This is a genomic window from Streptomyces sp. SCSIO ZS0520, from assembly GCF_025643355.1.
In the GTDB taxonomy this organism is placed as follows: Bacteria; Actinomycetota; Actinomycetes; order Streptomycetales; family Streptomycetaceae; genus Streptomyces; species Streptomyces physcomitrii.
In genome coordinates this window covers 185,395-212,322 of record NZ_CP092644.1, presented here as the reverse complement: position 1 = coordinate 212,322, position 26,928 = coordinate 185,395, and the positions used below count along the sequence as shown (strand labels likewise).

The window sequence follows — 26,928 nt, the reverse complement described above, 5'->3', positions numbered from 1 at the left end:
GCTCCTGATGGTTGCGGTCGAACGCGAATAGCCGGAAAGTAATTCACCGCGCACTGCTCGCATGGGATATTCGGCCATGGTTCTCGGGTCCACCCCGTACCGGTAACCCTTGCTTGGACCCCTACCGACCCCTGCCTCCTGGTCCGGTGGATGACGCCCCGGTCTCCTGTGGTCAGTCTTTAGTGCCGGGGACGCGCGTCGCGGTGGCAGTCGCGGTGAATTCCCCCGGTTCTCGGCCCGCCGCAGCGGCGGATTCCCCGAGGGCGAATTCAGGAGTAACGGCGAAGGGGACATCGTGGCTGACCCGGTGAATTCACGGCAGGCGCCTCGGGCTGCGCGGACACCTGACCGGAGCACCGGACCGGTCGCCGTCGTCGGCATGGCCTGCCGCTTCCCCCAGGCGGACGGCCCCGGCGCCTACTGGCGGCTGCTCAGCGAGGGCACCGACGCCGTCACCGAGGTGCCCGAGGCGCGGCGCGCGGCCGTGCCCGAGGGCGCCGAAGGGGCGGGCGCGCGCGGCGGCTTCCTGGACCGCATCGACGCCTTCGACGCCGCCTTCTTCGGGATCTCCCCGCGCGAGGCCGCCGCCATGGACCCCCAGCAGCGGCTCGTCCTCGAACTCGTCTGGGAGGCCCTGGAGGACGCGGGCACCCTTCCCGGCGCCCTGAAGAACTCCGCCACCGGTGTCTACGTCGGCGCCATCTGGGACGACTACGCGGCCCTCGTCAAGCGCCACGGCGACCCCGCCGTCACCCAGCACACCTTCACCGGCCTCAACCGCGGCGTCATCGCCAACCGCGTCTCCTACACCCTCGGCCTGCGCGGCCCCAGCCTCACCGTGGACACCGCGCAGTCCTCCTCCCTGGTCGCCGTCCACCTCGCCTGCCAGGCCCTGCTCTCCGGCGAGGCCGACCTCGTCCTCGCCGGAGGCGTCAACCTCCGTATCGACCCGGCGAGTTCGGAGATCACCGCCCGCTTCGGCGGGCTCTCCCCGAGCGGCCGCTGCCACACCTTCGACGAGCGGGCCGACGGCTTCGTGCGCGGCGAGGGCGGCGGCGTCGTCGTCCTCAAGCCGCTCGACGCCGCCCTCGCCGACGGCGACCGCGTGCACTGCGTGATCCTCGGCAGCGCCGTCAACCACGACGGCGCCACCGACGGACTGACCGTGCCCAGCGCCGAGGCCCAGACCGAGGTCGTACGGCACGCCCTCGCGGCCGCGGGTCAGAGCCCCGACCAGGTGCAGTACGTCGAACTGCACGGCACCGGCACCCCGGTCGGCGACCCCGTCGAGGCCACCGCCCTCGGCGCCGCCTTCGAGGGACGCGGTGAGTCGGCCCCGGTCGCCGTAGGTTCCGCGAAGACCAATATCGGCCATCTGGAGGCCGCGGCCGGGATCGCCGGGCTGGTCAAGGCCGCCCTCGCGATCCGCCACCGCGAACTGCCCCCGAGCCTGCACTTCCGCGCCGCCAACCCGGCCATCGACCTGCCCGCCCTCGGCCTGCGTGTCCAGGACCGCAGGGGCCCCTGGCCCGCCCCCGAGCAGCCGCTGATCGCCGGGGTCAGCTCCTTCGGACTCGGCGGCGCCAACGCCCATGTCGTCCTCGGCGAGGCCCCCGCCCCGGCCGCCGCCCCCGAGCCGAAGGGCGCCCCCGCCCCGGCCCGCCACCTCCTCTTCCCCGTCTCCGGCCGCGGTGACAAGGCCCTGCGCGCCCAGGCCGCCCGGCTCGCCGCGCACCTCGCCGCCGAGCCCGGCCATCCGCCCGCCGCCGTCGCCCGCGCGCTCGCCACCACCCGTACCGCGCACAAGGACCGCGCCGTCGTCCTCGGCCACCAGCTGCCCGAGCTGCTCGCCGGGCTCGGCTCCCTCGCGGACGGCAACAGCAGCGCCCAGCTCGTCCAGGGCCGCGCCCTGCCCGGGGCCACCGCCTTCCTCTTCACCGGCCAGGGCAGCCAGCGCCCCGGCATGGGCCGCGAACTGCACGCCGCGGAACCGGAGTTCGCCCGCGCCTTCGACGAGGTCTGCGCCGTACTCAACCCGCTGCTCGACCGCCCGCTGCGCGAGATCGCCTTCGCCGGGGCGGACAGCCCCGAGGCCGCGCTGCTGGACCGCACCGCGTACACCCAGCCCGCCCTGTTCGCCTTCGAGGTCGCCCTGTACCGGCTCCTCGAACACCTCGGCGCCCGCCCCGACTTCCTCGTCGGGCACTCCATCGGCGAACTCGCCGCCGCCTATGTCGCCGGGGTGCTGAGCCTCGCCGACGCCGCCCGCCTGGTCGCGGCCCGCGGCAGGCTGATGGACGCGCTCCCCGAGGGCGGCGCCATGGCCGCCCTGGAGGCCACCGAGGAGGAACTCGCGCCGCTCCTCGACGAGCACGGCGGACGCCTGGACCTCGCCGCGGTCAACGGGCCGCGCGCGGTCGTCGTCTCCGGCGACGCCGCCGCGGTCGACGAGGCCGCCGCCCACTTCGCGGCCCAGGGCCGCAAGACCAAGCGGCTGCGCGTCAGCCATGCCTTCCACTCCGCGCACATGGACGGCATGCTCGACGCATTCCGCGGCGTCGCCGAGGAGTTGACCTACCGGCCCGCCACCCTGCCCGTCGTCTCCAACCTCACCGGACAGCCCGTCGCGGACGAGGAGATCGGCACCGCCGACTACTGGGTGCGCCACGTCCGGGGCGCCGTCCGCTTCGCCGAGGGCATCGCCGCCCTGGAGGCCGCCGGAGTCACCCGCTACGTCGAGATCGGCCCCGACGGCGCCCTGTCCTCGATGGGCCGCGAGTGCGCCGACCCCGAATCGGCCTTCGTCCCCGTCCAGCGCGGCACCCGCACCCCCGAGGCCGAGGCCCTGACCGCCGCGCTCGCCCGGATGCACACCGTCGGCATCGACCTGGACCCGGACGCGCTCTACGGGCCCGCCGAGCCGGGCCACATCGCCCTGCCCACCTACGCCTTCCAGCGCCGCGGCCACTGGATCGACACCACCGGCACCGCCCGTCCCGCCCCCGCCGCGCCCCGGGCCGCCGCCCCCGCCCCGGAGGCGATCGAGGAGGACCGGCCCGGCTCCGCCCTGCGCGAGCGGCTCGGGGCCCTCTCCGCCGCCGAGCAGGACCGCAGCCTGCACCGCCTGCTGCGCGAGCACATCGCCACCGTGCTGCGGCTCGACCCCACCGACGAGATCGACCTGCGCAGCACCTTCCACGAGCTGAGCTTCGACTCCTGGACCGCCGTCGAACTGCGCGACGGGCTCTCCGCCGCCACCGGCCTCGCCCTGCCGAGCAGCCTGCTCTTCGACTACCCGACCCCGCTGGCGCTCGCCGGGTACCTGCGCGAACTCGCCCTCGGCGGCGGCGAGGAGACCGCCCTCGCCCCCACCGTGTCGGCCGGCGACGAGCCCATCGCCATCGTCGCCATGAGCTGCCGCTTCCCCGGCGGCGTGGACACCCCCGAGCAGTTGTGGAGCGTGCTCGCCGAGGGCCGCGACGTCATCGGCGCCTTCCCCACCGACCGCGGCTGGGACCTGGAGGGCCTCTACGACCCCGAGGGCACCCAGCCCGGCAAGCACTACGTCCGCGAGGGCGGCTTCCTCGGCGGCGCCACCCGCTTCGACCCCGCCTTCTTCGGCATCTCCCCGCGCGAGGCCACCTCCATGGACCCGCAGCAGCGGCTCCTCCTGGAGACCTCCTGGGAGGCCGTCGAGCGCGCCGGGATCGACCCGGCCGCCCTCCGCGGCACCCAGACCGGTGTCTTCGTCGGCGCCACCTTCCAGGACTACGGGCCCCGCCTGCACGAGGGCACGGAGACCACCGAGGGCTATCTGATGACCGGCAGCACGCCGAGCGTCGCCTCCGGCCGCATCGCCTACACCCTCGGCCTGACCGGGCCCGCCGTCACCGTCGACACCGCCTGCTCGGCCTCCCTGGTCGCCCTGCACCTGGCCGCCCAGTCCCTGCGGCAGGGCGAGTGCTCCCTCGCCCTCGCGGGCGGCGTCACCGTCATGCCCACCCCCGGCATCTTCGTCGAGCTCACCCGCCAGCGCGCCCTGTCCGCCGACGGCCGCTGCAAGTCCTTCGCCGCCTCCGCCGACGGCACCGGCTGGTCCGAGGGCGCGGGCGTCCTGCTCCTGGAGAAGCTCTCCGACGCCCGCCGCCACGGCCACCAGGTCCTTGCCGTCATCCGGGGCTCGGCCACCAACCAGGACGGCGCCTCCAACGGCCTGACCGCGCCCAACGGCCCCTCCCAGCAGCGCGTCATCCGCCAGGCCCTGGCCAACGCGGGCGTCACCGCCGACTCCGTCGACGCGGTCGAGGCCCACGGCACCGGTACGAAGCTGGGCGACCCCATCGAGGCGCACGCCCTGCTCGCCACCTACGGCACCCTGCGCGGCGAGAGCCTTCCGCTGCGCCTCGGCTCGCTGAAGTCGAACATCGGCCACACCCAGCAGGCCGCCGGGGTCGCCGGCGTCATCAAGATGGTCCTCGCCCTCCAGAACGAGACCCTGCCCCAGACCCTGCACGCCGCCGAACCCTCCCCGCACATCAACTGGTCGGCGGGCGCCGTGGAGCTCCTGAACGCGCCCGCGCCCTGGCCGCGCGGCGAGCGCCCCCGCCGGGCCGGTGTCTCCTCCTTCGGCATCAGCGGCACCAACGCCCACCTCATCCTCGAAGAGGCCCCGGCCGAGGCCGAGTCGGCCCCTGTGCGGACTCCGGAGCAGGACCGGCCGCTGCCCTGGCTGCTCTCCGCCCGCAGCGAGGAGGGCCTGCGCGTCCAGTCCGCCCGCCTCGCCGCCTTCGCCGCCGATCACCCCGACGCCCTCGCCCTGGCCTCCGCCCTCGCCACCTCCCGCACCGCCTTCGAGTACCGCGCCGCCGCGATCGGCGACTCCCACGCCGAACTCCTCACCGCCCTGGAACGCCCGGCGGTCCGCGGATTCGCCGCCCCTCGCAACAAGACGGTGTTCGTCTTCCCGGGTCAGGGTTCGCAGTGGGCCGGTATGGCGGTCGAACTCCTGGACTCCTCCCCGGTGTTCGCGGCGCGGTTCGCGGAAGTCGCGGGCGCTGTCGAGGCGTACGTGGACTGGTCGGTGGAGTCGGTCGTGCGGGGTGCGGACGAGGCTCCGTCGCTCGACCGCATCGAGATCCTCCAACCGGTGCTGTTCACCGTGATGGTGTCGCTGGCCGCGCTGTGGCAGTCGGTCGGGGTCGTCCCGGACGCCGTCGTCGGTCACTCGCAGGGTGAGATCGCGGCTGCTGCGGTCTCGGGTGCGTTGTCGCTTGAGGATGCTGCTCAAGTGGTGGTGCTGCGTTCGCAGTTGTTCGCGGACGAGTTGGTCGGCAAGGGTGCGGTGGCGTCGGTTTCCTTGCCTGCGGCTGAGGTTGAGGCGCGTATCGCGCGCTTCAACGGTGACGCTGAGGTGTTGTCGATCGCGGGGAACAATGGTCCGCGTTCGGTGACGGTCGCGGGTCAAGTGGCCGCTCTGGAAGAGTTGGTGGCCGAGTTGGAGGCCGAGGGTGTCCGGGCGAAGGTGATCGGCTCCACGGTTGCCTCGCACTGCGCTCAGGTGGACCCGCTGCACGAGCGGATCCTCGATCTGCTGTCGTTCGTGCAGCCGCGCGAGGGCTCCGTTCCGCTGTACTCGACGGTCAACGGCGAGGTGCTGAGCGGCGCCGAGTTGGATGCTTCGTACTGGTTCGAGAACTGCCGTCGTCCGGTGAGCTTCGAGCCGGTCGTACGTGCGCTGATCGCCGACGGTTTCGATGTGTTCGTGGAGTCGAGCGCGCACCCGGTGCTGACGTACGGCATCAGTGAGACCTCTGACGATGTGGGTGTGGAGGTGCTTGCGCAGGGGACGCTGCGGCGCCAAGAGGGCGGTCTCCGGCGGGTGTTGACCTCCTTCGCCGAGGCCTGGACCCGGGGTGTCGCCCTCGACTGGACCGCGGTGCTGCCGGAGCCGGTACGTGATCTGGGGCCCGTGCTGCCCACCTACCCCTTCCAGCGCGAGCGCTACTGGCTGGACATGGCCGACGCCTCCGCCGCCGATGTCGGCTCCGCCGGTCTCCGCGCGCCGGGGCACCCGCTGCTCGGCGCCGCCGTACGCCTCGCCGAGGGCGATCAGTACCTGCTGACCGGCCGGGTCTCCCTGAAGACGCACCCCTGGCTCGCCGACCACGGCGCCATGGGGAGCGTGCTGCTCCCGGGCACCGCCTTCGTGGAGCTGGTGGTCCGCGCCGGGGACGAGGCGGGCTGCGAGCACCTGGAGGAACTCACCCTGGAGGCACCGCTGCTGCTCCCGGAGCACTCCGGGGTGCAGCTCCAGGTCGGTGTCGGTCCCGCCGACGCCTCCGGGCGCCGCCAGGTCTCCGTGCACTCCCGGGCCGAGGCCGAGGAGGCGGAGGAGACCTGGGTGCGGCACGCCCTGGGCTTCCTCGCGCCCGCCGGTACCCACGGTCCCCAGACGCTGGAGGCCTGGCCGCCCGCCGGGGCCGAGGCGCTGGACCTCGGCGACTTCTACGCCCGTACCGCCGAGGCCGGTTACGGCTACGGGCCCGCCTTCCAGGGCCTGCACAAGGCCTGGGGAAGCGGCGAGGAGATCTTCGCCGAGGTGGCGCTCGCGCCCGAACAGCGGGAGCAGGCAGCGGAGTTCGGGCTGCACCCCGCGCTTCTGGACGCCGCCCTGCACGCCGAGCAGCTGCTGCGCGCCGCGCGCGGTGAGGACGCCGGGGTCCGGCTGCCCTTCGTGTGGAGCGGGCTGACCCTGCACGCCGTCGGGGCCGCCGCGCTGCGGCTGCGGATGACCTCGCTCGGCACCGACACGGTCTCCCTCCTGGTGACCGACACCGAGGGCCGCCCGGTGGCCTCGGCCGACTCGCTCGTGCTGCGGCCGGTCGCCGCCGAGCAGTTCACCGGCGGGGCCGCGCGCGAGGGGCTCTACCGCGTCGAGTGGTCGCCGGTGCCCGCGGGCGGTGGCGCGCCCGCCGACTGGGCCGAGATCGGCGGCAGCGCCTTCCCCGACCTCGCCGCGCTCACCGCCGCCCTCGACGAGGGCATGGCCGTGCCGCCGGTCGTGGTGGTCGCCCGCGAACCCGAGGAGGTCGCGGACCCGGGCCTGCTCGCCGAGCGCGCCCGCGCGGCCACCGCCGGGATGCTGGCCCTCGTACAGGACTGGCTCGCCGAGGACCGGTTCGCCGGGTCCCGGCTGGCGGTCGTCACCCGCGGGGCCATGGCCGTACGCGCCGGGGAGGACGTCACCGACCTGGTGCACGCGCCGCTGTGGGGACTGCTGCGCTCCGCCCAGTCCGAGAACCCGGACCGCTTCGTCCTCCTCGACCGCGACCCCTGGGACAGCACCGGCGGCGATCTGCCCGCCGCGCTGGCCACCGGCGAGTCCCAGCTCGCGGTGCGCGACAAGGCGCTGCTGGTGCCGCGGCTGTCCCGCAGCGCCGGGCAGCCCGCCGCCCGCCCGCGCTGGAACCCCGAGGGCACCGTCCTGATCACCGGCGGCACCGGCACCCTCGGCGCCCTCCTCGCCCACCACCTGGTCACCGAACACGGCGTCCGCAGGCTCCTGTTGACGGGCCGCCGCGGACCCGAGGCGCCCGGCGCCGCCGCCCTGGCCGACTCGCTCGCCGCACTGGGCGCCGAGGCCGAGGTGGTCGCCTGCGACGCGGCCGACCGCGGGGAACTGGCCGCGCTGCTCGACCGGATCCCCGAGGCGCACCCGCTCACCGGTGTCTTCCACGCGGCCGGGGTGCTCGACGACGGCATGGTCGGCGCGCTGAGCGCGGAACGCCTCGACGCGGTGCTGCGGCCCAAGACCGACGCCGCCTGGCACCTGCACGAGCTGACCCGCGACCTGGACCTGACCGCCTTCGTGCTCTTCTCCTCCATCGCGGGCGTCTTCGGCAACCCCGGCCAGTCCAACTACGCCGCCGCCAACGCCTTCATGGACGCGCTCGCCCACCGCCGCCACGCCGAGGGCCTGCCCGCCTCCTCCCTGGCCTGGGGCCTGTGGCAGGAGGCCAGCGGTCTCCTCGCCCACCTGGAGGACGGCGACCTCGGCTGGATGAGCCGGGCCGGCATCCAGCCGCTCGCCTCCGACCACGGACTCGCCCTCCTCGACGCCGCGTTGCGCACCCCGGGCGAGGCCCTCCTCGTACCGGTCAGCCTGAACACGGCGACCCTGCGCGGGCGCGCCGCCGCCGGACTGCTGCCCGGGCTCTTCCGCTCACTGGTGCGGGTTCCGGCCCGGCGCACCGTAGAGACGGGCGCCGCCGAGGACGGGTCCTCCGCCCTGGTCCGGCGCCTCGCCGCGCTCGGCGAGGCCGAGCAGGAGCGCGAACTCACCGATCTGGTACGGGAGTCGGTGGCCGCCGTGCTCGGCCACGGAGACCCCGCGGCGATCAGCGCGGACCGGGCCTTCAAGGCGCTCGGCTTCGACTCGCTCACCGCGGTCGAGCTGCGCAACCAGCTCGGCGCCGCCACCGGCATCCGGCTGCCCGCCACCCTGATCTTCGACCACCCCACGCTGACCGCGGCCGCCCGCTTCCTGCGCGGCGAACTCCTCGGCGCCGAGGCCGCGGCGCCCGCCGAGCTGCCGGACACCCCGGTGCAGGGCGGCACCGGCGAGCCGATCGCGATCGTCGCGATGGCCTGCCGCTACCCGGGCGGCGTCGCCTCGCCCGAGGACCTGTGGGAGCTGGTCGCCGAGGGCCGGGACGCCGTCTCCGGCTTCCCCACCGACCGCGGCTGGGACCTGGACACCCTCTTCGACCAGGACCCCGAGAAGCTCGGCACCAGCTATGCCCGCGAGGGCGGATTCCTGTACGGCGCCGGGGACTTCGACCCCGAGCTGTTCGGGATCTCCCCGCGCGAGGCGCTGGCGATGGACCCGCAGCAGCGGCTCCTCCTGGAGACCTCCTGGGAGCTCTTCGAACGCGCCGGGCTCGGCCTGGACGCCGTACGCGGCAGCCGCACCGGCGTCTTCGCGGGCGCCATGCACCACGACTACGCCTTCCGGGTGGAGGAGAACGCCCAGCGGGTGGAGGGCTACGGCCTCACCGGCACCCAGGGCAGCGTGGTCTCCGGCCGCGTCTCCTACGCCTTCGGCCTCCAGGGCCCCGCGGTCACCGTGGACACCGCCTGCTCCTCCTCGCTGGTCGCCATGCACCTGGCCGCGCAGTCGCTGCGGCAGGGCGAGTGCCAGATGGCGCTCGCCGGGGGCGTCGCCGTGATGGCGACCCCCGGGGTGTTCGTCGAGTTCAGCCGCCAGCGGGGCATGGCCGCCGACGGGCGCTGCAAGTCCTTCGCCGCCGACGCGGACGGCACCGGCTGGGCGGAGGGCGTCGGCCTGGTCCTGCTCGAACGCCTCTCCGACGCCCGCCGCAACGGCCACCAGGTCCTCGCCGTGCTGCGCGGCTCGGCCACCAACCAGGACGGCGCCTCCAACGGCCTCACCGCGCCCAACGGCCCGGCCCAGCAGCGCGTCATCCGGCAGGCCCTCGCCAACGCCCGCCTCGGCGCGGACGAGGTCGACGCGGTGGAGGCGCACGGCACCGGCACCACCCTGGGCGACCCCATCGAGGCGGGGGCCCTGCTCGCCACCTACGGCAAGGAGCGCGCGGGGCGGTCCCCGCTGTGGCTCGGCTCGCTGAAGTCGAACATCGGCCACGCCCAGGCCGCCGCCGGTGTCGCCGGGGTCATCAAGATGGTGCAGGCCATGCGGCACGGGAAGCTGCCCCGCACCCTGCACGCCGAGGTGCCCACCCCCGAGGTCGACTGGGAGTCCGGCGCCGTGCGGCTCCTGGACGAGGGCGTCGACTGGCCCGAGACCGGCCGCCCGCGCCGCTCCGCCGTCTCCTCCTTCGGCATCAGCGGCACCAACGCCCATGTGGTCCTCGAAGAGGCCCCGGCCGCGCCCGCCGCCGAGGCCCCCGTAGCCGGAACCGAGTCCGGAACCGCAGCCGGGCTCGTCGCCTGGCCGCTCTCCGCCCGCGGCGAGCGCGCCCTGCGCGGCCAGGCCGGGCGGCTCGCCGACTGGGCGGACGCGGGCACCGGTCTGTCCGCCACCGCCTCCGCACTGGTGCACCGGCGCTCCGCCCTGGAGCACCGCGCCGTCGTCACCGCCGACTCGCTGGAGGGCCAGCTCGCCGCGCTGCGCGCGCTCGCCGCCGGTGAGGAGGCGCCGGGCCTGCGGCAGGGCCAACTCCCCGCGACCCAGGGGCGGCTGGCCTTCCTCTTCTCCGGCCAGGGCGCCCAGCGCGCCGGGATGGGCCGCGAACTGTACGCCGCCGAGCCGGTGTTCGCCGCCGCCTTCGACGAGGTCTGCGCCGCCTTCGGCGAGGACCTGCGGGAGCGGATCTTCACCGCCCGGCAGGAGGAACTCGACCGCACCGGCACCACCCAGCCCGCCCTCTTCGCCATCGAGGTCGCGCTCTTCCGCCTCGTCGAATCCCTGGGCGTACGGCCCGACTTCGTGGCCGGGCACTCCATCGGCGAGCTGGCCGCCGCCCATGTCGCGGGCGTGCTCTCGCTGCCGGACGCCTGCCGCCTGGTCGCCGCGCGCGGGCAGTTGATGGAGGCGCTGCCCGAGGGCGGCGCGATGGTCTCGGTGCGCGCCACCGAGGACGAAGTACGCGCGCACCTCGCGGAGTCCACCGGCCGGGTGGACGTCGCCGCGGTCAACGGCCCCGAGTCCGTGGTCCTCTCCGGTGAGGAGGCGGCGGTCGAGGAGATCGCCGGACGCCTCGCCGAGGCGGGCCGCAAGACCCGGCGGCTGCGCGTCTCGCACGCCTTCCACTCCCCGCTGATGGAACCCATGCTGGACGCGTTCCGGCGGGTGGCCGAGGAGTTGACGTACCAGGCGCCCTCGGTCCCCGTGGTCTCGAATCTGACGGGTGAACAGGTCACCGCCTTCGACGCGGCGTACTGGGTGGAGCATGTGCGCCGCGCGGTCCGCTTCGCCGACGGCATCGGCTTCCTCGCCTCCCGCGGCGTGACCCGCTTCGTCGAGCTGGGCCCCGACGGTGTGCTCACCGCGATGGCGCAGGAGACCCTGACGGACCCCGAGACCCTGCTGCTGCCCGTCCTGCGCAAGGACCGCCCGGAGCCGGAGGCCTTCCTCGACGCCCTCGCCCAGGCCTGGACCCGCGGCGTGGACGTCGACTGGTCCGCCCGCTACGGGCCGGAGCAGAGCACCGGGGTCAGCCTGCCGACGTACGCCTTCCAGCACGAGCGCTACTGGCTGGCGCCGGTCGCCGGGGCCTCGGACGCCGCCGGACTGGGGCTGGCCGCCGCCGGGCACCCGCTGCTCGGCGCCGCCGTGCACCTCGCGGACGGCCAGGGACTGGTGCTCACCGGCCGGGTCGCGGCGGGGACCCGGCCCTGGCTCGCCGACCACGCGGTCGGCGGCAGCGTGCTCCTGCCGGGCACCGCCTTCGTCGGCCTCGCGCTGCGCGCCGGGGAGGAGGCCGGACTCGGCCGCCTGGCCGAACTCACCCTGGAGGCACCGCTGGTGCTGCCCGCGCAGGGCGCCGTACAGCTCCAGGTCGTGGTCGGCACCGGCCCCGAAGGGGAGGCGGCGGACACCCGCAGTGTCGAGATCCACGCCCGCCCCGAGAACGGCCAGGGCACCTGGACCCGGCACGCCAGCGGCACCCTCGCCCCGCAGGGCCCGGCCCCCGCCGCCGAGGCTGCCGCCTGGCCGCCCGCGGGCGCCGAGGCGGTCCCGCTGGACGGCTTCTACGAGCGGCTCGCCGACTCCGGCTACGGCTACGGCCCCGCCTTCCAGGGCCTGAAGGCGGCCTGGCGGGACGGCGAGGACCTCTGTGCGGAGGTGGCGCTCGCCCCCGAACAGCAGGAGGAGGCAGCCGAGTTCGGGCTGCACCCCGCGCTGCTCGACGCCGCCCTGCACCCCGTGTTGCTCGGCCTCGCCGAGTCCGGCGCGGGGGAGGTGAAGCTGCCCTTCGCCTGGAGCGGGGTCAGCCTGCACGCCGAGGGCGCGAGCGCCCTGCGGGTGCGGATGAGCGGCGCCGCCGAGGGCAGTGTCTCGGTCACGCTCACCGACACCACCGGACTGCCGGTCGCCGAGATCGACTCGCTGACCCTGCTGCCGGTGCCCGCCGGGCAGTTGGGGGCCGCTCCCGCGCAGGAGGGCCTCTTCCGGCTCGACTGGACGCAGGTCACGGCCGACCACGAGCCCGAGCGCGACTGGGCGGTACTCGGCGAGCAGCTGCCCGCCGCGCACCGCACCGACGGCTCGCCCGTCTACGCCGATGTGGCGGAGCTCCTCGCGGCGGCCCGCGGCGAGGCCGGCGCCCCCGCGGCCGTCCTGCTGCCGGTGCCCCGCGCGGAGAACGGGGTCACCGCCGAGGCGGTCCACACCGAGAGCGCGCGCCTGCTCGCCGTCCTCCAGGCCTGGCTGGCCGAGGAACTCCTCGAAGGCACCAAGCTCGTCGTCCTCACCCACGGCGCCGTCGCCGCCCGACACGGCGAGGACGTCGGCGACTTGACGCATGCCGCGCTCTGGGGCCTGGTGCGCAGCGCGCAGACCGAGAACCCGGGCCGCTTCGTCCTGGTCGACACCGACCTGAGCGCGGCGAGCGCCGCCGAGGGCGCCGAGAACACCGCCGAGGACCTGTCCGTGCTCGCGGCGGTCGCCACCGGGGAGGACCAGATCGCGGTCCGCGAGGGCCGCTTCCTCACCCCGAGGCTGGCCCGTGGCGGCAGCGGCGAACTCCTCACCCCGCCCGCGGACGCCCCGAGTTGGCGGCTCGACACCACCGGCGGCGGCACCCTGGAGAGCCTGTCCCTGGTGCCGCACGAGGAGGCCCTGCGGCCGCTCGCCGCGGGCGAGGTCCGCGTCTCGGTACGGGCCACCGGACTCAACTTCCGCGATGTCCTGATGGCGCTCGGCATGTACCCGGACAAGATCGTGCTCGGCAGCGAGGCCGCCGGTGTGGTCACCGAGACCGGCCCCGGGGTGAGCCGACTCGCCGTGGGGGACCGGGTGATGGGCATGATCCCGCACTCCTTCGGCCAACTCGCCGTCGCGGACGCCCGGATGCTCGCCCCGATGCCGGGCGGCTGGTCCTTCGAGCAGGCCGCCTCGGTGCCCGCGGTCTTCCTCACCGCCTACTACGCACTGGTCGACCTCGCCGGACTCGGCGCGAGGGAACGCGTGCTGATCCACGCGGCGGCGGGCGGCGTCGGCATGGCCGCGGTGCAACTGGCCCGCCACCTGGGCGCCGAGGTCTTCGGCACCGCCAGCGAGGGCAAGTGGGACACCCTGCGCGACCTGATGGGCTTCGGCGGCGCCCACTACGGATCCTCCCGCTCCAGCACCTTCGAGGAGCGCTTCCGCACCGCCACCGGCGGCGAGGGCATGGACGTGGTCCTGGACTGCCTGGCCGGTGAACTCGTGGACGCCTCCCTGCGGTTGCTGCCGCGCGGCGGACGCTTCGTCGAGATGGGCAAGACCGACATCCGCGAGCCCGAGCAGGTCGCCCGCGACTACCCGGGCGTCCGCTACCAGGCCTTCGACCTGATGGAGGCCGGTCCGGACCGTATCGGGGAGATGCTGGCGGAGCTCGCCGGGTTGTTCGAGGCGGGGGTGCTGAAGCCGCTGCCGGTGCGGTCGTGGGACATCCGGCGTGCGGGTGAGGCGTTCCGGTTCATGTCGCAGGCGCGGCATGTGGGCAAGATCGTGCTGACGGTTCCGCAGGCTTGGGATCCGTCGGGGACGGTGCTGGTGACCGGTGGTACGGGTACGTTGGGTGCGTTGGTGGCCCGGCATCTGGTGGTCGAGCACGGAGTGCGGCATCTGGTGCTGGCGGCGCGTCGTGGTCCTGAGGCGCCGGGTGCGGCCGAACTCGTGGCGGAACTGGGCGAGTTGGGTGCGCAGGCCGAAGTGGTGGCCTGCGACGCGGGTGACCGTGGGCAGGTGGCGAAGCTGCTCGACGGGATCGGCGCGGCACATCCGCTGCGTGCGGTGGTGCACACCGCCGGAGTCCTCGACGACGGAGTCCTCGCCGCCCAGAGCCCCGAACGCCTCTCCCGGGTCCTGCGGCCGAAGGCCGACGCCGCCTGGCATCTGCACGAGCTGACCCGCGACCTGGACCTGACCGCCTTCGTCCTCTACTCCTCGGCCGCCGGAGTCCTCGGCAACGCCGGGCAGTCCAACTACGCGGCGGGCAACACCTTCCTGGACGCCCTCGCCGCGCACCGCCGCGCCCAGGGACTGCCGGGCGTCTCGCTCGCCTGGGGCCACTGGGCCCAGTCCAGCGAGATGACCGCGGGGCTCGGCTCCGCCGACCTCGCCCGGCTCGGTCGCTCCGGCTTCCTGCCGATGTCCGACGCGGAGGGCCTGCGGCTCTTCGACGCCGCGGTGGCCGGGGACGAGGCGCTGCTCGCACCCGTACCGCTCGACCTCGCCGCCCTCAGGGCCCGCGGACGTACCGGCGAACTCCCCGGCGTCTTCCGGGGGTTGGTGCGTACGACGGTACGGCGGACGGTCTCGGCCGCCGCCGCGGGCGCGACCGAGATCCCGCTCGCCGAGCGGCTCGCGGCGCTGCCGGAGGGCGAACGCGAGCACACGCTCCTGGAGTTGGTGCGCGCCAATGTCGCCACCGTCCTCGGGCACGGCGCGCCCGCCGCGATCGGCGCCGACCGCACCTTCAAGGAGCTGGGCTTCGACTCGCTGACCGCCGTCGAGTTCCGCAACCGGCTCGGCGCGGCCACCGGCCTGCGGCTGCCCCCGACGCTCATCTTCGACTACCCGACCACCGTCACCCTCGCCGGTCATCTGCTCGGCGAACTGGTGCCGGCGGCCGCCCCGGACACCCCGGCCGACCTCCTCGGCGAACTCCAGCGGTTCGAGAACGCCGTCCTCGGCGCCGACCCCGCCGACGGGGAGCACCAGGAGGTCACCGCCCGCCTGGAGGAACTGCTCCAGCGGTGGAAGGCCGCCGCACCCGCCGAGGAGCCCGTACCGGGGAGCGAGGCAGGCGCCGCCGAGCGGCTCGAATCCGCCTCCGCGGACGAGGTACTCGACTTCATCCAGAACGAACTCGGGCTCTCCTGACCCGGCAAGCCGAAAACGGAAGGACGCGCCGCATGGCGAACGAGGACAAGCTTGTCGAGTCCCTCAAGCGGGTTGCCGCCGAACTGCACGACACCCGGCAGCGCCTCACCGAGGCCGAGAACCGCACCGGCGAGCCCATCGCCCTGGTCGGCATGGCCTGCCGCTACCCCGGCGGGGTGCGCTCGCCCGAGGACCTGTGGGAGCTGGTCTCCGAGGGCCGGGACGCCATCTCCGGCTTCCCCGACGACCGCGGCTGGGACCTGGAGCGGCTCTACCACCCGGACCCGGACAACCCGGGCACCGCCTACACCCGCTCCGGCGGCTTCCTCCACGACGCCACCGACTTCGACCCCGGCCTCTTCGGGATCTCCCCGCGCGAGGCCCTCGCCATGGACCCGCAGCAGCGGATCCTGATGGAGACCTCCTGGGAGGCCCTGGAGCGCGCGGGCCTCGACCCCCTCTCCCTCAAGGGCAGCCAGACCGGCGTCTACGTGGGCGCCGCGACCCCCGCCTACATCGTCGGCGGCCACACCCAGCAGGGCGCCGAGGGCTACTCCCTGACCGGCACCTCCGGCAGCGTGGTCTCCGGGCGGCTGTCCTACCACTACGGATTCGAGGGCCCGGCGGTCACCGTCGACACGGCCTGCTCCTCCTCCCTGGTCGCCCTGCACTGGGCCTGCCAGGCGCTGCGCGCGGGCGAGTGCTCGATGGCGCTCGCGGGCGGCGTCAGCGTGATGTCCGTACCCGGCCTGTTCGTCGAGTTCAGCCGCCAGCGCGGGCTCTCCGAGGACGGCCGCTGCAAGGCCTTCGCCCAGTGCGCGGACGGCACCGGCTGGGGCGAGGGCGTCGGCGTCCTCGTCCTGGAACGCCTCTCCGACGCCCGCCGCAACGGCCACCGGGTGCTCGCGGTGGTCCGCGGCTCGGCCACCAACCAGGACGGCGCCTCCAACGGCCTCGCCGCCCCCAACGGCCCCTCCCAGCAGCGCGTCATCCGCCAGGCCCTCGCGCACGCGCGGCTGCGGCCCCGCGATGTCGACGTGGTCGAGGCGCACGGCACCGGCACCACCCTCGGCGACCCCATCGAGGCGCAGGCCGTCCTCGCCACCTACGGCAAGGAGCGCCCGGCGGAGCAGCCGCTGTGGCTCGGCTCCCTGAAGACCAACATCGGGCACACCGCGGCGGCGGCCGGTATCGCGGGCGTCATCAAGATGACCATGGCCCTGCGCAAGGGCGTGCTGCCCAAGACCCTGCACATCGACGCCCCCACCCCGCACGTCGACTGGTCCGCGGGCGCGGTGGAACTCCTCACCGACAACCAGGACTGGCCCGCCCTCGACCGGCCCCGGCGCGCCGCCGTCTCCGCCTTCGGCATCAGCGGCACCAACGCCCACCTCATCCTCGAACAGGCCGCCGAGGCCGACGAGCGGCGGCCCGCGCCCGAGGCGCCCGCGCTGCCGCCCTTCGCCGCGGACACCGCGGTGGCCTGGCCGCTCGCCGGGCACAGCACCGAGGCCGTCCGCGGCCAGGCCGCCCGCGTCCACGCCCACGGCACCGCCCACCCCGAGACCACGGCGGCCGCCCTCGGGCTCGGCCTCGCCACCACCCGCTCCGCGCTCCCGTACCGCGCGGTCTCGCTCGGCGCGGCCACCGGCGAGCACCTCGACACCCTGCGGCGCCTCGCCGACGGGCAGAGCGCCGCCCACCTCGTCGAGGGCCTCGCCGACATCGAGGGCAAGACCACCTTCGTCTTCCCCGGCCAGGGCTCCCAGTGGCCCGGCATGGCCGTCGAACTCCTCGACAGCTCACCGGCGTTCGCCGCCCGGATGGCCGAGTGCGACAAGGCGCTCGCCCCCCACGCCGACTGGCGCCTGCTCGATGTGCTGCGCGGCGCCGAGGGCGCGCCCGGCTTCGACCGGGTCGACGTCGTCCAGCCCGTGCTGTGGGCCGTGATGGTCTCCCTCGCCGCTCTGTGGCGCGCCTGCGGGGTCGAGCCCGACGCGGTCGTCGGCCACTCCCAGGGCGAGATCGCCGCGGCCGTGGTCGCCGGCGCCCTCTCCCTGGAGGACGGCGCCAAGGTCTCCGCCCTGCGCGCCAAGGCGCTGCTCGCGCTCGCGGGCAAGGGCGGCATGATGTCCGTCGCCGAGCCCGCCGAGGCGGTACGCGCCCGGCTCATCCCCTTCGGCGAGCGCATCTCGCTGGCCGCGGTCAACGGCCCCTCCTCCACCGTGGTCTCCGGCGAGCCCGAGGCCCTGGCCGAACTCCGCGCCGCCTGCGAGGCGGACGGCGTCCGCGCCCGCCTGGTCAACGTGGACTACGCCTCCCACGGCCCCCAGGTCGAGTCCATCCGCACGGCGGTGCTCGGCGCCCTCGCGGGCATCACCCCGCGCAAGGCCTCCGTACCCTTCCTGTCCACCGTGACCGGCAAGGCCGCCGAGGGCACCGAACTCGACGCCGAGTACTGGTACACCAACCTGCGCGGCACCGTCCGCTTCGAGGACGGCATCCGCGCCCTCCTGGAGCGCGGCCACGGCTTCTTCCTGGAGGCCAGCGCGCACCCCGTGCTCACCGTCGGCGTCCAGGAGACCATCGAGGCCGCCGGGCTGTCCGCGGTCGCCCTCGGCACCCTGCGCCGCGAGGAGGGCGGCCCGCGCCGCTTCCTCGCCTCCCTCGCCGAGGCCTGGGTGCGCGGCCGTACCCCCGACTGGTCCGCCGTCTTCTCCGGCCACGCGGTCACCGCCCCCGAACTGCCCACCTACGCCTTCCAGCGCAAGCGCTACTGGGCCGACCCGGTGGGCGCCGCCGCGGGCGATGTCGCCGCCGCCGGTCTGGGCGCGGTCGACCACCCGCTGCTCGGCGCCACCGTACGGGTCGCCGACGGCGACGAGTTCCTGCTCACCGGGCGGCTCTCGCTGCAGAGCCACCCCTGGCTCGCCGACCACGCCGTCAGCGGCACCGTCCTGCTGCCGGGCACCGCCTTCGTCGAACTCGCCCTGCGCGCCGGGGACGAGGCGGGCTGCGCCCAGCTCTCCGAACTGACCCTGGAAGCACCCCTGCTGCTGCCCGCCCAGGGCGGCGTGCATATCCAGCTCGTGGTCGGGGAGCCCAAGGAGGACGGCAGGCGCAGCCTCGGCATCTACGCCCGGCCCGCCGAGGACGACCAGCCGGACACCCCCTGGACCCGGCACGCCGTCGGCTTCCTCACCCCCGAGCCGCCCGCCACCGCCCCCGAGCCGCTCACCGTCTGGCCGCCCGCCGGAGCCGAGCCGCTCGCCCTCGACGACTTCTACGCCCGCGCCACCGAGTCCGGCTACGGCTACGGCCCCGTCTTCCAGGGCCTGAAGGCCGCCTGGCAGCTCGGCGGCGAGACCTGGGCCGAGGTCGCCCTGCCCGAGCAACAGCGCGAGGACGCCGAGGAGTTCGGCCTGCACCCGGCCCTGCTCGACGCCGCCCTGCACGCCACCCTGCTCGGCGCCGACGACGGGGCGGCGGACGGCGTCCGGCTGCCCTTCGCCTGGAGCGGGGTCAGCCTGCGCGCCGTCGGCGCCGCCTCCCTGCGGGTACGCCTCGCCCCCACCGCCGACGGCGAACTCTCCGTCAGCCTCTACGACTCCACCGGCGCGCCCCTCGCCGAGGTCGCCGCCCTCGGCCTGCTGCCGGTCTCCGCGGAGCAACTGCGCGGCACCACCGGCGCCGAGAGCCTGCACCGCGTCGAGTGGACCGCCCTCGCCCCCGGCGCCGAGGCCGCCCCGGACCCCGACCGGCGCGAACTGCCCGCGCTGCGGGCCGCGTTGGACGCCGGTGAAGCGGCCCCGGCACACGTCCTGGTGGAGCTCACCCCCGAGGACGGCGCGGACTCCCCGGCCCTCGCCGCCCACACGGCCACCCGCCGGACGCTCGCCCTGCTGCGCGACTGGTTCGCCGAGGAGCGCCTCACCGCCTCCCGCCTGGTGCTGCTCACCCGGGGCGCCGTCCGTACCGCCCCCGGCGAGGGCCCCGCCGACCTCGCGCTCGCGGCCGTACGCGGCCTCGTCCACTCGGCGCAGACCGAGAACCCGGACCGCATCCAGCTCCTCGACACCGACGGCACCGAGGCCTCCACCGCCGTACTCCACCGGGCCCTGCTCAGCGAGGAGCCCGAACTCGCCCTGCGCGAAGGGGAGTTCCGCGCCCCCCGGCTGGTGCGCACCGCACCGGGAGGCGAGGGCTCCGAGTGGGACCCCGAGGGCACCGTCCTGATCACCGGCGGCACCGGAGCGCTCGGCGCCCTCCTCGCCCGCCACCTGGTCACCCGGCACGGCGTACGGCACCTGCTGCTCACCGGGCGCCGCGGACTCGACACCCCCGGCGCCGCCGAACTCGTCGCGGAACTCGCCGAGTCGGGCGCCCGGGCCGCCGTGGCCGCCTGCGACGCCGCCGACCGGGAGCAGCTCGCCTCGCTCCTCGCGACCGTGCCCGCCGACCGCCCGCTGCGCGCCGTCGTGCACGCCGCCGGGGTCCTCGACGACGCCACCACGGCCACCCTCACCGAGGAGCAGCTGACCCGGGTGCTGCGGCCCAAGGCCGACGCCGCCTGGCATCTGCACGAGCTGACCCGCGAACTCGACCTGACCGCCTTCGTGTTGTTCTCCTCCGCCGCGGGCGCCTTCGGCAACCCCGGCCAGGGCAACTACGCCGCCGCCAACTCCTTCCTCGACGCGCTCGCCGACCACCGCCGCGCCGAGGGCCTGCCCGCCGTCTCCCTCGCCTACGGGCTGTGGCAGAGCGAGGGCATGCCCGGACACCTCGACAGCGCCGAACTCGGCTGGTCGGCACGGGCCGGATACCTCCCGCTCCGCCCCGAGCAGGGCCTCGCCGCCCTGGACGCGGCCGACTCCCACCGCGGCGAGCCCCTGCTCGTCACGGTCCCGCTCGACAAGGCCGTACTGCGCGCCCGCGCCGCCTCCGGGGTGCTGCCGCACCTCTTCCGCTCCCTGGTACGGGTGCCGTCCCGCCGCGCCGTGGAGAACGGCGCCCAGGGCACCGGATCCGCCCTCGCCGACCGCCTCGCCACGCTCGACCCCGAGGCCCGGCAAGCCGAACTCCTCGACCTCGTACGGGGATTGGTCGCCGCCGTGCTCGGCCACGACGAGCCGGAGGCGATCGAGCCGGACAAGGCCTTCAAGGAACTGGGCTTCGACTCGCTGACCGCCGTCGAGCTGCGCAACCGCCTCGCCGCCGCGACCGGCCTGAAGCTCCCGGCCACCCTGGTCTTCGACCATCCGAGCCCCGGCGCCCTCGCCCGCCACCTGCTCACCGCGCTCCTCGCCACCGGCGGCCCCGCCGCCACCGCCCCGGCCGCCACCGCCACCGGCAGCGACGAGCCGATCGCCATCGTCGCCATGGCCTGCCGCTACCCCGGCGGGGTCAGCACCCCCGAGGAGCTGTGGCAGCTGGTCGCCGAGGGCCGGGACGCCGTCTCCGGCTTCCCCGAGGACCGCGGCTGGGACCTGGAGGGCCTCTACGACCCGGAGGGCAACCGCCCCGGCAGCTCGTACACCCGCAGCGGCGGATTCCTCTACGACGCCGCCGACTTCGACCCCGAGCTGTTCGGGATCTCGCCGCGCGAGGCCGTCACCATGGACCCGCAGCAGCGCCTCCTCCTGGAGACCACCTGGGAGGCCTTCGAGCGCGCCGGTCTCGACCCGCTCGGCCTCCAGGGCAGCAGGACCGGTGTCTTCGCGGGCGTGATGTACCACGACTACGCCTCGCACGTGGAGCAGGCCGCCGACAGCGCCGAGGGCTATCTGCTCACCGGCACCTCCGGCAGCGTCATCTCCGGCCGCCTCTCCTACGCCTTCGGCCTGGAGGGCCCCTCGGTCAGCGTCGACACCGCCTGCTCCTCCTCGCTGGTCGCCATGCACCTGGCCGCGCAGGCGCTGCGCGCGGGGGAGTGCAGCCTCGCCCTCGCCGGAGGCGTCACCGTGATGGCCACGCCCAATGTCTTCGTGGAGTTCAGCCGCCAGCGCGGACTCTCCTCCGACGGGCGCTGCAAGTCCTTCTCCGCCACCGCGGACGGCACCGGCTGGGCCGAGGGCGCGGGCGTCCTCCTCCTGGAGCGCCTCTCCGACGCCGAGCGCAACGGCCACCGGGTGCTCGCGGTGATGCGCGGCTCCGCCGTCAACCAGGACGGCGCCTCCAACGGCCTCACCGCCCCCAACGGCCCCTCCCAGCAGCGCGTCATCGAGCAGGCGCTCGCCGGCGCCCGGCTCACCCCCGCCGAGGTGGACGCGGTCGAGGCGCACGGCACCGGCACCACCCTGGGCGACCCCATCGAGGCGCAGGCTCTGCTCGCCACCTACGGGCAGCAGCGCGAGGGCGACCGGCCGCTGTGGCTCGGCTCCATCAAGTCGAACATGGGCCACGCCCAGGCCGCCGCCGGTGTGGCGGGCGTCATCAAGATGGTGCAGGCCATGCGGCACGGCATCCTGCCCAAGACGCTGCACGCCGAGGAGCCCTCCCCGCACATCGACTGGTCCGAGGGCGCGGTCGCCCTCCTCACCGAGGCCACCCCCTGGCCCGAGACCGGCCGCCCGCGCCGCGCCGGTGTCTCCTCCTTCGGCGCCAGCGGCACCAACGCCCATGTCGTCCTGGAGGCCGCCCCGGAGCCCGCCGAGACGGCGGAAGCGGCCGAGGACTCCGCCGCGGGCCCCTACCTCTGGCCGCTCTCCGGCCGGGGCGAGTCCGCCCTGCGGGCCCAGGCGGCACGACTGCACGCCCACGTCAGCGCCCGGCCCGCACTCCGCCCGGCCGATGTGACGCTCTCCCTCACGACCGGCCGCCCCGCCCTCGAACACCGGGCCGCCGTCACCGCCGCGGACCGCGAGGGCCTGCTCACCGCCCTCGCCGCCCTCGCCGAGGGCACCCGCGCCCCCGGACTCACCCAGTCCTCCCCCCGCGGCGGCAAGCTGGCCTTCCTGTTCTCGGGTCAGGGTGCGCAACGCCTGGGTATGGGGCGGGAGTTGTATGCGGTGCAGCCGGTGTTCGCGGCTGCTTTCGATGAGGTGTGCGCGGGTTTCGGTGCGGATTTCCGGGAGCGTGTGTTCGCTGCTGAGGGTGGGGAGTTGGACCGTACGGGTCTGACGCAGCCCGCGCTCTTCGCCATTGAGGTGGCGCTGTTCCGTCTGGTGGAGTCCTTCGGTGTACGTGCGGACTTCCTGGCGGGGCATTCCATCGGGGAGTTGGCGGCGGCTCATGTGGCGGGTGTGCTGTCTCTTGAGGATGCCTGCACGCTGGTGGCTGCTCGTGGTCGGTTGATGGAGGCGCTTCCCGAGGGTGGCGCGATGGTCTCCGTACGGGCGAGCGAGGACGAAGTCCGGTCGCGTATCGGGGAGTTCGAGGGCCGTGTTGACATCGCGGCTGTGAACGGTCCTGAGTCGGTCGTGGTCTCCGGCGACGAGGCAGCCGTTCTCGAACTCGCGGAGGCGTTGGCGGAGTCGGGTCACAAGACCAAGCGGCTGCGCGTCTCGCACGCCTTCCACTCGCCGTTGATGGAGCCGATGTTGGAGGAGTTCCGGCGTGTCGCGTCGGGGCTGGCGTACGGTTCGCCGTCGATTCCGGTGGTGTCGAATCTGACCGGTGAGCTGGTGACCGCGTTCGATGCCGCGTACTGGGTGGAGCATGTGCGCCACGCCGTGCGCTTCGCGGACGCGATCGGTTTCCTGGCCGCTGAGGGCGTGACCCGCTTCGTGGAGCTGGGGCCGGACGGCGTGCTGAGCGCGATGGCGCGGGACTGCCTGCCGGAGACCTTCGACGGGCTCCTGGTGCCGGTGCTGCGCAAGGACCGCCCGGAGGCCGAGACCTTCCTCGGCGCGCTCGGCGAGGCCTGGACCAAGGGCATCCGACCCGACTGGGCGGCACTGACCGCCGGGCAGGCGGCACGCCCGGTCGAGCTGCCCACGTACGCCTTCCAGCGGCTGCGCTACTGGCCGAAGCCCGCCCGCCCGGCGGGGGATGTGGCCGCCGCCGGTCTCGGCGCGACCGGGCACCCCCTGCTCGGCGCCACCGTGGCCGCGGCCGACGGCGGGCAGATCCTGCTCACCGGGCGCCTGTCGCTGAGCAGCCACCCCTGGCTCGCCGACCACGCGGTCGCCGGGACCGTGCTGCTGCCGGGTACGGCCTTCGTCGAACTCGCCCTGCGCGCGGGCGAGGAGGCGGGCGTCTCGCACCTCGCCGAGCTGGTCCTCGAAGCACCCCTGGTCCTGCCCGCCCGGCAGGCGGTGCAGATCCAGGTGCTCGTCGGCCCCGCCGAGGAGGACGGCGGCCGTGCCGTCTCCGTGCACTCCCGGGCCGGAGCGCCGGGGGAGAGCGACGCCCTCTGGGTGCGCAACGCCGCCGGACGCCTCACCCACCCCGCCCCCGAAGCCCCCGCCGAGCCCGGCAACTGGCCGCCCGCGGGCGCCGAACCGGTCGACCTGGACGGCTTCTATGCGGGGCTCGCCGCGGCCGGTTACGGGTACGGCCCGGCCTTTCAGGGGTTGGCCAAGGCCTGGCGCTCGGGCGACGGTGACCAGGTGTTCGCCGAGGTGGAGCTGCCCGAGTCGCAGCAGGACGAGGCGGGCCGGTTCGCTCTGCACCCGGCCCTGCTCGACGCTGCCCTGCACGGGCTCGCAGCCGCCGGGCCGGCGACGGCGGAAGGACAGGTGCGGCTGCCCTTCTCCTGGAACGGTGTGCGCCTGCACGCCGTCGGCGCCTCCCGGCTGAGGGTCCGGATGGCGACGGCCGGCCCGGACTCCCTCTCCCTCGACATCGCGGACCCCGAGGGCCACCCGGTCCTCGGCGTGGAGTCCCTCGCCACCCGCGCCGTGCCCGTCGAGCAGCTCGCCGCCGCGGCCACCGCGAGCACCACCGAGCACCTGTACCGCCTCGACTGGTCCGCGGTTCCCGCCGCCTCCGCCCCCGAGCCCCCGCACCTGCTGCGGATCGGCGCCGGGGAGGCCCCGGGGGCCCCGTACCGGGCGAGCCACCCGGATGTGGCGGCCCTGACCGCCGCCCTCGACGCGGATGCCACCCCGCCCGGCGCCGTCGTGCTCGACGTCCCCGGCGCCACGGCCTCCGGCGCGGAGGCGGCCCGGGAGACCGCCGCCGCCGTGCTCGGCGTCCTCCAGGAGTGGCTGGCCGCCGAACAGCTCGCGGACGTACGCCTGTTCGTGCGCACCCGGCGGGCCGTGGCGGTCCGCTCCGGCGAGGACGTGACCGCGCTCGCCCAGTCCCCGGTCTGGGGCCTGGTGCGCGCCGCGCAGGCGGAGAACCCGGGCCGACTGGTCCTCGTCGACACCGACGCCGACTGGGACACGCCGCTGCCCGAGGCGGTCTTCGCCGCCGCCGAGGAGCCGCAGCTCGCGGTCCGCGAGGGAGCGCTGCTCGCCCCGCGCCTGGTGCGCGGCTCCGCGCCCGGTGCCGCCCCCGCCCTCCCGGCCGGTGGCGCCTGGACCCTCGACACCACCGGCGGCGAGACCCTGGAAGACCTCGCCTTCCTGCCCTGCGAGGCGGACCGGATCCCGCTCGCCGAGGGCGAGATCAGGGTCGCCGTGCGGGCCGCCGGGCTGAACTTCCGCGATGTCCTCATCGCGCTCGGCATGTACCCGGGGGCCGCCCGGATGGGCAACGAGGGCGCCGGAATCGTCACCGAGATCGGCCCCGGCGTCACCGGCCTCGCGGTCGGGGACCGGGTCACCGGCCTGATCCGCGGCGCCTTCGGCCCCCTCGCCGTGGTGGACCGGCGCCTGGTCGTCCGCGTCCCGGAGGGCCTCAGCTTCGAGCAGGCGGCGGCCCTGCCCACCGTGTTCCTCACCGCGTACTACGGGCTCGTCGACCTGGCCGGGCTCCGGCGCGGCGAGAAGGTCCTCGTGCACGCGGCGGCGGGCGGCGTCGGCATGGCCGCCGTGCAGCTCGCCGAGCACCTGGGCGCGGAGGTCTTCGGCACCGCCAGCGAGGGCAAGTGGGACACCCTGCGCGCCCTCGGCCTGGACGAGCGGCACCTCGCCTCCTCGCGCACCGCGGCCTTCGAGGAGACCTTCTCCGCGGCGACCGGCGGCGAGGGCGTGGACGTGGTCCTGGACTGCCTGGCCGGTGAACTCGTGGACGCCTCCCTGCGGTTGCTGCCGCGCGGCGGACGCTTCCTGGAGATGGGCAAGACCGACGTACGCGACCCGGCCGAGATCGCCGCGAGCTACCCCGGCGTCGACTACCGCGCCTTCGACATGGTCGAGGGCGCCGGTCCGGACCGTATCGGGGAGATGCTGGCGGAGCTCGCCGGGTTGTTCGAGGCGGGGGTGCTGAAGCCGCTGCCGGTGCGGTCGTGGGACATCCGGCGTGCGGGGGAGGCGTTCCGGTTCATGTCGCAGGCGCGGCATGTGGGCAAGATCGTGCTGACGGTTCCGCAGGCTTGGGATCCGTCGGGGACGGTCTTGGTGACCGGTGGTACGGGTACGTTGGGTGCGTTGGTGGCCCGGCATCTGGTGGTCGAGCACGGGGTGCGGCATCTGGTGCTGGCGGCGCGTCGTGGTCCTGAGGCGCCGGGTGCGGCCGAACTCGTGGCGGAACTGGGCGAGTTGGGTGCGCAGGCCGAAGTGGTGGCCTGTGACGCTGCCGATCGCGGGCAGCTGGCGAAGCTGCTCGACGGGATCGACGGGGCGCGCCCGCTGCGTGCGGTGGTGCACACGGCCGGAGTCCTCGACGACGCGGTGCTCGCCGCCCAGACCCCGCAGAAGCTGGACCGGGCGATGCGGCCCAAGGTGGACGCCGCGCTCAACCTCCACGAGCTGACCCGCGACCTGGACCTGACCGCCTTCGTCCTCTACTCCTCCGTCGCCGGGGTCCTCGGCGGCCCGGGACAGTCCAACTACGCGGCGGCCAACGCCTTCCTGGACGCCCTCGCCGCGCACCGCCGCGCCCAGGGGCTGCCGGGCGTCTCGCTCGCCTGGGGCCAGTGGGCCGAGGCGAGCGGTATGACCGAGGGGCTCGCGGGCGCCGACCTGGCGCGCATGAACCGCAGCGGGGTGCTGCCGCTGCCCAGCGAGCAGGGCCTCGCCCTGTTCGACGAGTCCACCCGGCACGACGAGCCGCTGCTCGCCGCCGTACGCCTCGATGCGGCAGCGCTCCGCAACCAGGCGGAGGCGGGCAGGCTGCCCGCCCCGCTGCGGGGCCTGGTGCGCACCGCCGTGCGCCGGGCCGCCGCCGGTACCGCCGCCACCGCGGCCGGTGCCGCCGCGCTCGGGCAGCGGCTCGCCACGCTCGCCGAACCGGAGCGCGCGGACGCCCTGCTCGACCTGGTACGCGGCCATGTCGCCACCGTCATCGCCCACCCCGACCCGGCGGCGATCGACACCGAACGGGGCTTCCTCGACCTCGGTTTCGACTCGCTGACCGCCGTCGAACTGCGCAACGGCCTCGGCGCCGCCACCGGCCTGCGCCTGCCCACCACGCTGATCTTCGACTACCCCTCGCCCGCCGCGCTCGCCGGGCACCTGCTCGCCGAACTGCGGCCCGAGGGCGGCGAGGACGGGGCGGCGGACACCGCGGTCCTCGGTGCGATGTCCGAGTGGGAGGCGGCGATCGCCGCCCTGCCCGCGGGCAGCGAGGGGCGCGAGAAGGCCGTCAAGCGGCTGCGCTCGCTGCTGTGGAAGTTCGACCGGACCGAGAACGAGACCGACGAGGAAGCGCAGGGCCAGGAGGGCGGCAGCACGCTCACCGCGGCCACCGACGACGAGATGTTCGCCCTGATCGAGAACGAACTCGGCCTCAACTGAGACCACCGGAGGCAGCGCCCAGATGGCCAGCGCCAGCAACGAAGAGAAGCTCCGCGACTACCTGAAGCT

Annotated in this window: 2 protein-coding genes; both read left to right on the top strand. The window is 75.1% G+C overall.

All coding sequences use genetic code 11. The annotated features are described in order from the left end of the window. The first annotated feature begins 295 nt into the window (after positions 1–295). The gene (locus MID12_RS00560) at positions 296–15,073 is read left to right on the top strand and encodes a type I polyketide synthase (protein WP_263164118.1); all 14,778 of its coding nucleotides are present in this window, start codon (positions 296–298) and stop codon (positions 15,071–15,073) included. After that, on the top strand, positions 15,070–26,859 hold the full coding sequence (locus MID12_RS00555; protein ID WP_411577036.1) for an SDR family NAD(P)-dependent oxidoreductase: 11,790 nt from the start codon (positions 15,070–15,072) through the stop codon (positions 26,857–26,859). The genes MID12_RS00560 and MID12_RS00555 overlap by 4 nt, the downstream gene beginning before the upstream one ends. The last annotated feature ends 69 nt before the right edge of the window (positions 26,860–26,928 follow it).